This is a genomic window from Streptomyces sp. LS-MS-L19, assembly GCF_058382285.1.
Genome location: NZ_JBYCLL010000001.1, coordinates 5,321,091 through 5,333,110, shown reverse-complemented (window position 1 = coordinate 5,333,110; position 12,020 = coordinate 5,321,091). Strand labels below are relative to the sequence as shown.

General features: G+C 68.7%; 10 protein-coding genes. 5 read left to right on the top strand and 5 right to left on the bottom strand.

All coding sequences use genetic code 11. The annotated features are described in order from the left end of the window. Window positions 1-228 precede the first annotated feature (228 nt). Window positions 229-780, bottom strand: coding sequence for a Uma2 family endonuclease (locus AC2XR2_RS23895; protein ID WP_491516253.1), 552 nt, complete (start codon window positions 778-780; stop codon window positions 229-231). A gap of 218 nt (window positions 781-998) precedes the next feature. Between AC2XR2_RS23895 and AC2XR2_RS23890 the strand changes: the two genes are divergently transcribed. Both AC2XR2_RS23890 and AC2XR2_RS23885 read left to right on the top strand, forming a co-directional pair. Continuing rightward, complete coding sequence (locus AC2XR2_RS23890; RefSeq protein ID WP_491516252.1) at window positions 999-2,060, top strand: 3'-5' exonuclease family protein; 1,062 nt, start codon at window positions 999-1,001, stop codon at window positions 2,058-2,060. A gap of 365 nt (window positions 2,061-2,425) precedes the next feature. Next, window positions 2,426-5,722 (top strand): FG-GAP-like repeat-containing protein, encoded by a 3,297-nt coding sequence (locus tag AC2XR2_RS23885; RefSeq protein ID WP_491516251.1) that lies wholly within the window; start codon window positions 2,426-2,428, stop codon window positions 5,720-5,722. A gap of 76 nt (window positions 5,723-5,798) precedes the next feature. On the opposite strand, the gene AC2XR2_RS23880 is transcribed toward AC2XR2_RS23885, so the two are convergent. Next, the gene (locus AC2XR2_RS23880) at window positions 5,799-6,644 is read right to left on the bottom strand and encodes an alpha/beta hydrolase (RefSeq protein ID WP_491516250.1); all 846 of its coding nucleotides are present in this window, start codon (window positions 6,642-6,644) and stop codon (window positions 5,799-5,801) included. Between the two features lie 489 nt (window positions 6,645-7,133). Here AC2XR2_RS23880 and AC2XR2_RS23875 point away from each other — a divergent pair, with 489 nt between their 5' ends. From AC2XR2_RS23875 to AC2XR2_RS23865, 3 genes are all read left to right on the top strand, one after another. Further along, window positions 7,134-7,580 carry a hypothetical protein gene (locus AC2XR2_RS23875; RefSeq protein ID WP_491516249.1) on the top strand — a complete coding sequence of 149 codons (447 nt, stop codon included), beginning with the start codon at window positions 7,134-7,136 and terminating at the stop codon, window positions 7,578-7,580. After that, entirely contained in the window at window positions 7,481-8,419 is a 939-nt protein-coding gene (locus AC2XR2_RS23870; RefSeq protein ID WP_491516248.1) for a catalase family protein, read from the top strand. The genes AC2XR2_RS23875 and AC2XR2_RS23870 overlap by 100 nt, the downstream gene beginning before the upstream one ends. 215 nt (window positions 8,420-8,634) lie before the next feature. Further along, window positions 8,635-9,513: a LysR family transcriptional regulator gene (locus tag AC2XR2_RS23865; protein WP_491516247.1), complete on the top strand. Its 879-nt coding sequence runs from the start codon at window positions 8,635-8,637 to the stop codon at window positions 9,511-9,513. A gap of 219 nt (window positions 9,514-9,732) precedes the next feature. Here AC2XR2_RS23865 and AC2XR2_RS23860 read toward each other — a convergent pair whose 3' ends face one another. The 3 genes from AC2XR2_RS23860 to AC2XR2_RS23850 all read right to left on the bottom strand — a co-directional run bounded on the left by AC2XR2_RS23860 (window position 9,733) and on the right by AC2XR2_RS23850 (window position 11,994). Further along, a complete protein-coding gene (locus AC2XR2_RS23860) occupies window positions 9,733-10,176 on the bottom strand; it encodes a PIN domain-containing protein (RefSeq protein ID WP_381302824.1) in 444 nt (147 codons plus the stop codon). After that, window positions 10,173-10,439: a ribbon-helix-helix domain-containing protein gene (locus AC2XR2_RS23855; RefSeq protein ID WP_491516246.1), complete on the bottom strand. Its 267-nt coding sequence runs from the start codon at window positions 10,437-10,439 to the stop codon at window positions 10,173-10,175. The genes AC2XR2_RS23860 and AC2XR2_RS23855 overlap by 4 nt, the downstream gene beginning before the upstream one ends. A 433-nt stretch (window positions 10,440-10,872) precedes the next feature. Beyond that, on the bottom strand, window positions 10,873-11,994 hold the full coding sequence (locus AC2XR2_RS23850) for an FAD-dependent oxidoreductase (protein ID WP_491516245.1): 1,122 nt from the start codon (window positions 11,992-11,994) through the stop codon (window positions 10,873-10,875). Window positions 11,995-12,020 lie beyond the last annotated feature (26 nt).

Here is a 12,020-nt window from a genome sequence, read left to right as displayed (position 1 = left end):
CAGAGGCCCTACCTCTACGCAAGCGCCGTCGCTTCCCAAGCTGAGAGCGCGAGTTCGATTCTCGTCACCCGCTCCAGCATGAACCCCCAGGCCATGGGCTTGGGGGTTCTTTGTTGTCTAGACCACTTTGAGGGTTCCGTGCCCTTCGCGTGCCCTAAGTGCAGGCCCCCCCGAAGTCGCCTCAGCAAAGCTGGAGTTGCGCCTGACGGGGACTCCCCTCCCTGCAGATCAACGATCGCCGGTCTCCGCTTCCGGCCTGGGCAGTTCATCCAGGTCGAGCGTGAAGGTACGCCCGTCGGCCAACTCGATCGGAAGCTTGCCCGTCCCGTACTTATGGGTGCGTGCAGTGATGTAACCGGTACCGGTGGGCTCGGTGTGGGCGACAACCTCCCCTGCGTACGGGTCCACCACCAGGTAGACGGGGATGCCGTAGCGGCCGTACTTGGCGGTGCAGTCGTCGTAGTCCTTGCGTGCGGAGGAGACCGACACCACCTCGGCGATCAGCAGCACGTCCTCGAAGCTGTAGCGCTTGCCCTGCAGCTGGGCGTCCTCACGCAGGATGGCGAAGTCAGGGGCGGAGTTCTCGTCCGCCGGGAAGTCGAGGTAGACGTCGGAAGCGGTCTTCGCATGCCTGCCGAGAGCGAGCGAGTCGATCTGCATCGATTTGATCGTGCTGGAGTGCTCGAAGCTCTGCGGGGTCATGATCACCTTCCCGTCAACACCGAAGAAGACCGTGTATCCCTCGGGGAACTCGGTGTGCATGATCGCATCGACGCTCATCAGCGGCTCCTTCCCATCAGCTCCCAGAATACGGTCGGCGCCCCGGCCAGCGGCCACTTCGGACCCATGACCACCTCCTTGCCGCCCAGGGCCGTCGTCCGCCGTTGCTGAGTAATCCTCGGTCTCCTGGGCCGGGCTTCAAAGGCAACGGATGGCTCTGAGAGTCTGATCCCGCGTGCGTTTCTTCCGATGCATCGGCCCCTCATGGAGGCGAGGCAGTGAGCAGCCCCTTACGCAGCAACCAGTTCTCGGGCACCTGTGCCCGGTGCGGCGCGGACGTCGGCGCCGAGGCCGGCGTGCTGCTCCGCAGCGCGTGGGGCGGCTGGGTGGTCTACCACCCCGCTCACGCCCCGACTCCCGACCCGGACGGCACCACGTCGGACGCCTCCGCACTGCGCTCCAACCAGCGGGACGGTGAGTGCGAGGTCTGCGGCGCGACCGTTCCGGCGGGGGTCGGGGTGCTCGTCAGCACCGGCTTCGGTGGCTGGGACGTGTACCACCGCGAGCATGTCCGCGAACCCGCGCCGCCGCCCCGCCGTCACCACCCGGGCTGGCATCGCCGCCGCCTGATGTCCCTGGACATCGCGACCACCGGCAACCGCTACGGCGTGGACCGCGTCCTCGGTGCTGCGGTACACATCGCCGACGGCACGGCCCGTTTCTGGCTCGTCGATCCCGGTCCCGGTCCGATGTCCGTGGCGCCCGGCAAGAACCACGGCATCTCGATGGAGGACGCGCGGGCCCATGAGGAGTCCGCCGCGCAGGTGCTTGAGGAACTGGCGGCCCTGCTCGCCGATCATCTGGCGACCAAGGAGCCGCTGGTGGTGTGGTACGCCCCGTTCGTCCTCACCACCCTGGAGACCGAACTGCTCCGACACGGGCTCACACCGCTGTCCGACCGTCTGGCGGGCGGCCTGTCACCGGTCTGCGACCCCCTCGTCCTGGACCGCCACGCCGAACCCTTCCGCTCCGGCGGGCGGGCCCTGGAAACCGTCGCCGAGTGGTACGGCATCCCGCACGAACGCCCCGGCCATCCGTCCAGCGACGCCGCAACTGCTCTCGTCCTCGCCCAGGTGATCGCGGCCTGCCACCCCGCCGTCGGACGTCTGTCCCGTCCCGCCCTCCACCGGGAACAGGTGCGCTGGCACCAGCAGTCCGTGCAGGAAGCCGAGAGCAAACACCCCGACAGGAGCGTGGACCGTAAGTGGCCCCTGGAGAAGGTTCAGGTGCTGGACTGGCAGGAACACGAGCCTTCCTGGCGCCCGACTTCAGTGCTCTGACTCCCGGGCCACGACCGTGCGGCCGTACTGGCGCTTCCACGGCTGAGCACGGGTCGAGGCAAACCACTGCCCGATCGAAGGGTCAGCGGCGCCTGTTTCTACTCACAGAGGCTTCGTGCCCTTCGCGTGCCCATAAGGGCGGGAAACTGCGGTCAACAGCGAGGGCTCGCGGTACACCGACGTGCAGCCGCCGGACTGACGAGTGACCTGGACGTTGAACCCCAGGTTGACTTCGTAAGGTCGGTCATGGACATGCTGTTAAGCTCCCGGCACGCGCGTGGGGGGAGCGGCCGGGGGGCCGGGGAAGCGTCAAGGTGCTGCCGTACGTCCCGTCATGCCTTCTTCTTGCCTTTACAGGAGGAACGGTGGCTCGACTCGGCCGACGCCGACACAGACACGGCCTGGCTCATGGTTCGCGCTCAGCTCGCCTCGGCACATCGGCGACACGTACCGCCGCCGTCCTGGCGACGGCACTGAGTCTCGGCCTTCCGATCGCCGCCGTACCGTCCCCGGCGCAAGCCGCTCCGCTGTCGTCGGCCGCGGCCGACGAGGTCGTGCTGCCTGCCGCCCCGCGCGCCGTCCCCAGGGCCACGCACATCCTCAACGCGGGGACCAGCGGATTCCTCTGGGTCCAGGAGGGCGACGACCGGTTCCTGTGGACGGACTACGCCACCCGCACCACCACCGCACTGGAGAAGCGGCTCGACGTCCCGGTGCAGTACGACATCGACAGCGGCTACTTCCGTGAGGCCCCGTCCTTCCAGCCCGGCTACTACGGGGACGGGTCCGACACCGTCGCCCTCTACTCGGAGGAGGACTCCCACGTCACCCTCCTCCAGGGCGCGGGCACCTCGGGCAGCACCGCGGTGGTACCCGTGCCCGACTACCACACCTACCGGGGCACCTTCGGCAGCACCGTCCTCACCAGCACCAGCGGCATCAGCGGAAACCCGGACGCCTACCAGCTGTGGCGCGTCCAGGACGGGGGCGGGGTCGCCGAGACGCCCGTGACCGGGCTGCCGGAGGGCGCGTCCAACGTGGTGGTCGAGGACGGCGACGCCCGGTCCGTCATCCTCCGCTACACCACCGGCGACAGCGAGGAAGGCTGGGGCCACTGGGGCATGGTCGACCTCGCCACCGGCGCGTTCAGCGCGCTGCCCGACCGGGTCGACCCGGAGGAGGGCTGGGAGGTGACCGGCTTCCGGCTCGGTGCCGACTCGGTGGTGCGGCTGCGCAGCGGGCGCGGCAAGGCGGACGTGTACGACCGCGACGACCTGTCCGCCGCGCCCCGTACCTTCGACACCGGCGCCCTGACCTACCAGGCCGCGTACGGGATCGTCGGCGACAAGCTGCTCGGTGTCGAGCCGGTGTCGCCCGGCGACAACAAGTACCGGGGCCAGCCGCTGTGGGCCCTCACCTCCGACGGCACGGACACCGACCTGACCAGGGTCATGGACCCGGCCGCCCATCAGATCGTCCAGGCGCCGGACGGCTCCGTCCTCGTGGCGGGCGCCGCGCAGTACGTCGAGCAGGGCGACCTCGACTGGGGCGTGTACCGGATCGCCCCGGCCACCGACGGCTCGGTCACCCGCAGCCGCGTGACCGCCGTGCAGCCGATGCCCGCGCAGATCAACGGCCTCTCGCTCGGCAGCTCCATCCTCACCACGGCCGACAACAGCACGTTGTACGAGCCCCACACCATTCTCGGCGCCTATCGCAGCACCTGGCTCACCACGAGCGGCACCCCGAGCGTCGCCAGAACCACCGTGGACGGGCTGGTCAGCGGATGGGACGGCGACTGCTCCGGCGACGCCACCCGCTGTATCCCGATGTTCGCCGACGGGACCGGCCACCACGGCCGCCGCGACGCCACCGAGTCCGGTCTGACCATGCTGCGCACCAACGGTGCCACCACCTGGGGCCCCACCCTCGACACGGGGGACGACAGCCCGCGGCTCAAGGACCTCTCCGGACGGTACGCGGTCGTCGACGGCGCCTCCTCCGGCACCCAGTACATCGGCGAGTTCACCGACACCTCGGCGGGCAAGGTCGTACAGAAGCGCGACCGGGTCGCCGCGGCCGTCTGGGGCAACACCCTGTGGAGCGGCGCGGCCACGGGAGGCAAGGTCACGGCCACCCGGCTCCCGTCCGGCACCGCCGTGGAGTCCTTCACCACCCGCAACGGCTGCACCCCGTCGGTCCTCCAGGCCGTGGGCCGCTGGGTGTACTGGACCTGCGAGGACGCCTGGGGCGACGACCGGGGCTCGGGTGTCTACGACCGTACGACCAAGCGCACCGCCACCGCCCCGGCCGGCAGGGTCCTCCTCGGCGACGGCTATCTCGTCGAGCGCGTCGGCGGCATCCAGTCGGACAGCGGGCTGAAGCTCATCGATCTGCACAACGGGCTTCCGGCCAGCGGCAGTTACACGGATCTGGCGAGCCGCAAGCTCGCCGACTGGACCGACCTCGGCAAGGACAACGACGGGGTGGGCACGACCTGGACCGTGGACCGCTTCGGCGGCGGTGTCGCGTATGCCGACGACGAGCAGCGCGTCCACCTCGTGAAGACCGGCGTTCCGGCGTCCGCACTGTCGGCCATCGACTCCACGGTCACCGCCGGTGCCGCGAGCTGGTCCGGCACCTGGTGGCTGTCGAAGCCCGCCGCGTCCTGGAAGGTGACCGTCCGCCACAAGGCGTCCGGCGCCACCGTGCGTACCGTGTCCGGCTCCGCCGCCCGTGGTCTGCTGACGGCCGCCTGGGACGGCAAGGACTCCGCGGGCCGCCTCGTCCTCAACGGCACCTACACCTGGACACTCACCGCCCAACCCGCCGACGGCCAGGGCGCCGCCCTCAGCCTCTCCGGCACCCTCGCGGTGACGGCCGGAGCGGCGGCACCGCGCGACTACGCGGGCAACGACGGCGTGGGCGACCTCCTCACCCTCAGCTCCTCCGGCACCCTCACCATCCAGCGGGGCACCGGCACGGGCACGCTGGGCAGCCAGGTCTCCGGTACCGGCTGGCCGACCACCGCGAAGTTCGTGCCGTTCGGCGACCTCAGCGGTGACCGGTGCAACGACCTCCTGGTCCGGCTGAGCAGCGGCGCTCTCCGCGCCTACCGCCCCGCGTGCGGCAAGGCGGCGACGCCCTCGACGCCGTACACCACACTCGGCACCTCCGGCTGGAACCAGTACGACGTGCTGACCGCGCCGGGTGACGTGACCAAGGACGGCCGCCCGGACCTGATCGCCCGCAACGCCTCGACCGGGACGGTCTACCTGTACAAGGGCACCAGTACGGGCAAGCTGTCGGCGCGCGTGAAACTGTACGACAACTGGAAGCCGTACAAGAAGGTCGTCGGGGCCGGTGACCTGAACGGCGACGGCATCGGCGACCTCCTCGCCCAGGACACGTCGAACAACCTGTACCGGTACGACGGCACCGGCAGCGGCACTTTCAAGGCCCGCGTGAAGGTGTTCTCGAACTGGGGCGCTTCCTACAACGCGGTCGTCGGAGTCGGGGACATCACCGGCGACGGCAGGACGGACCTCGTCTCCCGCGACACCAGCGGCAACCTGTACCGCAACAGCGGTGACGGCAAGGGGTCGTTCGGCGGCCGCACGAAGATCGCGACGGGTCGGCAGGGGTACAGGGCCGTCGTATGAGGAATGGCGACGCGGAGTCGTCCCCGGTCGAGTTCACCTCGACCGGGATTTCACGGAGCCCCACCGCGGGTGTCGATCAGTGCACGGTGTCGGCGGCGGCGACGATGGCACGGTCGACCGCTCCCGGGCTGATCGAAGGAACGTCATGGCCCGAGCGCGTGTAGATGATGCGGGCGCCCACACGGTTGGCCTGGAACTTCTGGGCGGCCGTCGGTACGGCGTGGTCCTCGGTCGCGATGACCGCCCACTTCGGCGTCTTCGCCGGTGGATTCACCGTGGCCTTGTCGGTGAACGCCGAAAGGGCGACCGGCTCCTGAGTCACCGAGGCGACCTGTATCTCTGACTTCGACAGCCCGTTTCCGTAGACGGTCCCGAACTTGTCGGCCTTGAGGTACACGTCGGTGTCACCGCCGGGCAGGGGAACGGTGCGGAAGTTCTCCGAAATCAACTGCGACCCGGGGAACTGCCCGATGAGGGAGCCGGCGGTTTCTCCCACCTTCGGGATGAGAGCCGCCACGTACACGAGGGCCTTGACGTTCGACGTCTCCGCGGCGGCCTGGCTCACGATCTCTCCCGCGTAGGAGTGGCCGACCAGGACGACCGGGCCCTTGACCGTCCTGAGCTGTGCCTCGACATAGGCGGTGTCGAAGGCCAGGCCGCGCAGCGGGGTGTCGATCGCGAGGACCGGGTAGCCGTGGCGTCGCAGGTATCCGATCTCGCTGTTCCAGCTGGAGGAGTCGGCGAACGCTCCGTGGACCAGGACCACCGTCGGCTTCGCGCGGTGCGCCGCCTGCGAGGCGACGGCGGGACCGTTTACCTGGGTCGTGACGGCGTTCGCGTTCGTCACGGCCAGCGAGACCACGACCGCGCCACTCACGAGCCCGGCAGCCGTCAGCGCCTTCATTCGAGCGGTGAACTTCATGGGGAGTTGTTCCTCTCACGTTGTCGAGCCTGATCGGCAGAAAAGGCGGAGCGGTCCGCAGGGGCACGGAAACCGTATGTGTTGCGGCCGGCGGCGCTTCGCAGAATCGAATATGGCGGCCGCATCGACGGAAGGCCAATGCCGATCCTGCTTCTTTCCATGTCGATCCGGCATGAGTCAGTGGACTCTCCCGTCTTTCTTCGTATTCCATGCACCGCACCATCCCGCCTACGGCAACGGCGGCTACGCCGCGCAGAACCGCGCCGGCCAGGCGTCATGTCCGATCGGCATGACGGTTCGGGCAATCGGCATTGGCGTGACGAACCGTGGGTCGCAAAGCTCGTCGGCAGACGGAACTCGGTTTGAAGGAAAAGGTTTTGGCGATGTGTCACCACGGCTTGCCTGTGCAGGGTGCCGGGCGGATGTCCATGGGTCCCGGTCCTGCGCCGCAGCGCGACAGAGCCGGAGGTCTCCCGTGGTGACCGGCCGGTGGGCGGACTGGTGGGCGGGACGGAGATGACTGCCTGTTGTGTTCTGGCGGCCCGTCTGTCCGAAGACCTGGAGGCCGAGGTGCTTCTCGTGGAGACCGCCCGGCGCTCGGGCAGTCATTCGGCGCGAATCCAGGTGATGGCCGATCTCCCCCGAGTCGGCGCCAATCTGCACGATCACCTGCAGTGCCCTGTGGTCTTCGAGGCAGAGCGGCAACACCACCACAACACCGGGGTCAACGCGACCGTCCTGGCCGTCGCCGAACGGGCTGCCGACAACATCCGATGCGACGTCAAAACAACTCTGAACGCCCGTACGGCGGGCCCGGACATCGAGAAGGTTTTCCCATGCCGAGCACTCAATGGCGTGAAGTTTTTCTGCCCGACGAGGACATTCAGCATACGGAACAGGCGCACGTTTTCAGCGAACTGCAACGTAAGCGCCTGAAGAAACATGGCCACGGCAGAGCGCTGCACCGCAATCAAGTGGCAGCCCTGAAAGCCGCCCTGGCGGTGGAAGAAAACCTTCCTGACTATGCGAGGCAAGGGATTTTCGCCGCTCCCGCCGTCTTCGAAGCGCGTGTTCGGCTGTCCAACGGCAACTTCGCCGCCGACCGGGCTCCTGACATCCGCGGTTTCGCGATCAAGCTGCTCGGGGCCTCGACACCGTCGTCCGCCGATGTCGAGCAGAACTTCACCCTGGTCAGTCAGGAGACCCTGAAGGTCAGCGGCAGTGCGGACGTCGTCGGAATCGTCGAGCTCTCCACGAGCGCGCCGACCGCAGCGCTTCGTAAGGCCGCTGTGAGGCCGCGACTCACGCGCAGTGCTGTCGCGAACGCGCGGGACATGGTGCAGCCGTTCAGCGGATTCGCCACGCATGACTTCTTCAGCATCATGCCCATCACGTTCGGCGAATACGCGGCCCGGTTGAAGCTCTGCGCCGCTTCGACGACGATCAACAAGGCAGCCCGCAAGAATCTGTCCGCCGACATCTACGCGCGACTCGCCGACGACGACCTGGAGTTCCTTTTCCAAGCGCAGTTCTTCGAGGACGAGAGTCGAACGCCGATCGAAGACTCCTCGGTCCGCTGGGACGCGCCGTGGCTCACCGTGGCGCGACTGCGCATACCTCGGCAAGCACCGGACGAGGAACTGGCCGAGACCGTCGAGAAGAGCAGCTTCAACCCCTGGATCGCGGCCATGGAGCATCGCCCTCTCGGAGAATTGATGCGTGCTCGCCGAGCCGCCTATGCGCTCAGCTGGCGCAACCGGGATGTCGCTCCCTGACAGGGTCGTGACGGCGGGGCGATGTCTCCGGAATGCGCTGGGGCCGTGCGGCGCGGGCCTTGACCAACCGGCCCCTGCGGCCGCTCCCGACCGGCGGTGTGCGTCCCCGGCTCACGACGGTGGCCGGATGTCCCAGCGAGCCAGGCGTCGTACACAACTCCTTTTACAGCAGCGGACGTTCATATGCCGTGATGGCCGTGGCTACGATGAGCCGCATGGATCTCGACCTACGCCGGGTGCGCTACTTCGTGGCAGTGGCCGAGGAGTGCAGCTTCGTGCGGGCGGCGAGTCGTCTCTACATGACACAGCCGGCGCTCAGCCGTCAGGTCCGTGCGCTGGAAGAGGACCTGGGCACGGTCCTCTTCCTGCGGGACCGGCAGGGCACCGTACTGACGCGGGCGGGGCACCAGTTGCTGGAGGACGCCCGGCCGATGCTGGCGATGGCGCAGGCCGTGCAGCAGCGGGCCCGGATGGCGAGCCGGGAGGCGAACCAGTTCACCATCGGCTTCATGCCCGGTGTCATCGTCACTCCCATCGTGCGGGAGTTCGCCCGGATGGCACCGCAACTGGACATCGATGTCGTCCACACCTCGATCACCGATCAGGTCGCCTTCCTGCTCGATGGACGGGTCGACGTCTGCTACGTCCGACTGCCCCTGCCCGAGGGCATGTTCGAGGTGGTCCCGCTCTTCCCGGAGCCCCGCGTGGTCGCACTGTCCAGCGAGCATCCGTTCGCGGATCTCAAGGCGGTGCACGTCGAGGACCTGCGGGACATGACCCTGCTGCAGGATCCACGGGACGTACCGGAATGGCGCGGACGTGTCCCGCTCGACCCGGTGGCGCCACCTGGAGACGCCGGACGGTTCCCGGCGACGATCGAGGAATGCCTGCAGACCGTCGCCCTCGGGTCCGGGTGCTATGTCATGCCGGCCGGCATGGCCGACTTCTACCGTCGTGACGACGTCGTCTACCTGACGCTGGAGGGCGTCGCACCGCGCATGGTCGCTCTGGCCTACTCCAAGCACCGGACCATGCCCGAACTCCTCCAGTTCGCCGAACTCTCGCGCCGCGTGCTCGGCCCGGGCCCGGACTGACCTCCGACAACAGCGCTTGGCGGACCGGTGAACCCGCCTCGGGACTGACACAGGGCGTGGGATCACCCGGCTGCATGGCTCCGGAGCAGGTCCCGGAGGACCGCCTGGTCAGTGTCGACGAGCGGGCCGACGTCTACGGCCTGGGCGTACTCACCTACGACCTGCTGACCGGGAGACTGCCGGGCTCTACGCGGGCACTTGACCGCTTCGGGTGCTGCGTCAGAGCGGGAGGTCGTCAGGGAGTACGCGGAACGCCTTGTAGCGGCCCAGCGGGCGTACGGCCCGGAAGTCTCGCCGGTCCAGGGTGAGAATCGCGTCCGTGTCGTAGTCGGCGGCGAGCGCCACGTTCACCGCGTCGGCGAGGTCGAGGTCCAGCGCGCGGTAGCGGACGCGGACGGACTGGGCGGCGCCCAGGTGGTCCTCCGTGATCTCCGGAACGACGACACGCCCCCGGCTCATCCAGCGCCGAAGGTCGTCGACCGCACTGAGGGCAGCCTCCCTGCCGAGCTCACGCGTCGCCACGTGATCCAGTTCGGCCAGCAGGAGCGGGGACATGACCAGCAGGCCCGCCGCCATGATGGCCTCATTCGCCGCCCGGTGTTCCGGGTGAGCCGAGTCCAGCGCTGCCAGCAGGCCGGACGTATCGGCGATGACAATGATCACGAGCCGGACCCGGGCTCCGAGCCGGCCTCACGCCGGACGGCATCGGCGACCGTGTCGCGGACCTCCGACTTGGGCAGCTTGCGCCCCGGCCCCTCGAAGGTGCGGGAGAACAGTGGCTCGTCCCAGACCCGGTTCGCCATGGCCGCGAGATGGATGCCCTGGCGGATGATCTCGGCCTCGCTTATGCCCCGGCGCTTGGCGGCCTCCTTGATGATCGCCAGGTCCTCGGGGTCCGCGTAGACGTTCGTGCGCTTCATGGACATGTACCAAAGGTAGTCCATGTACTGGATTGATGTATCTGACTCACCTCCGGTCGCGCCAGGACGTCGACCACGAGTACACGGCGTACGACACGCTCTCGGTCGCCCCCTCAGCCGCGACTGAGGCGGCAGATGACCAGCGTTCACAGCGCGCTCGCCGAAGCCCGGACGTTCCACCTTCAGGGCATTGGGCGGCTGGTCCGCGCGGAGATGCGAAGCGGTGAACACCGCCTTCTCGGACAACCCGGCCGCCCGCTGTGCCGCAGGCGTGGACGGCTCGGTGCTGTCCGTCGTCGTGCGCCAACAGGACCTCGACTCCATGCCCGGTCAGACGCCTGCGCTCACGCCCGGCGGACGCCCGACGCTGAAGAACCTCACCAAGCGGGAGCGCGGAGGCCCTTGGCTTGCCGAGCTGAGAGCGTGGCCTGCAAGGGTGTCAGGAGTGATCGAACAACGTGACTGCGCTCTGCGGGGCTTCCCGGCCGAAGAAGGTCTGTAGGTTCTGCGCCGAGCGGGCTGCGGCGGCGCTGCTGCGCAGGAACAGTCGCTTTTCGTAGGTGGCGAGCGCGAGCTCGATGTCGGGTTGCTGGACCAGCTCGCCGGCCAGGTCCGCGCCGTCGTGCATGGCGAGGTTCGCGCCCTCGCCGGCGAAGGGGGACATCAGGTGCGCGGCGTCGCCGAGGAGCGTGGCTCCGGGGACCCGGTCCCATTCGAGCCCGACGGGGAGGGCGTAGACGGGGCGGAGCCACGGTTCCGTTTCGCTCTCCGTCACGAAGGCGGTGAGCAGCGGTGACCAGCCGTCGAACTCGTCGGCGAGTCGGCGGAGGCCCGCTGACGGGTTGCCGAAGTCGATCGACCTCAGCCAGGTCTCGGGCTTGTTCAGCGCCACGTATCCGCGCACGTGCCCGTCGGCGTAGCGGTGGGCGATGATGCCTTTGCCCGGCGCGACCGCCATCAGCGTGCCGCTGCCGATCGAGGCCACGCTCGCCCGAGAGTTCTGGGCGCCCGAGGTGAGGGCGATCTCGATGAAGCAGGTTCCGCTGAAGACAGGCTCGGCGGGGGTGAGCAGGGGACGCACCTTCGACCAGGCGCCGTCCGCGCCTACGACGATGTCGGCGTGGGTCGCGGAACCTTCCGCGAAGGTGAGGACGTGGCCGCCCTCCGGACGGCGCCGGACCGAGGTGAGTTTGTGACCCCACCTGATCGTCCCGGGCGCCAGCGAGTCGATGAGCAGGCGCCTGAGTTCGCCACGGTCCACCTCAGGACGGGCTGAGTCGGGGTCCGCGGGCTTGTCGAGCAGGATCGTGCCGTGGCGGTCGACCACACGCTTGGCGTCCTCGCCCGGGCGGACCAGAGTGAGGAACTCGTCGTAGAGACCAGCTGCGCGCAGCGCGACCTGTCCGGTCTCCTCGTGGATGTCGAGCAGGCCGCCCTGCGCGCGGGTGGTCGCCGAAGCCTCGGTCTCGTAGATCGTCGCGGCGACGCCGTGAGCCTGGAGCACCCGGGCGAGCGTCAGTCCGCCCAGTCCCGCTCCGACAATCGCGATGGTCTTCTGCATGCTGCGCTCCTCTGTAGCGCCGAGAG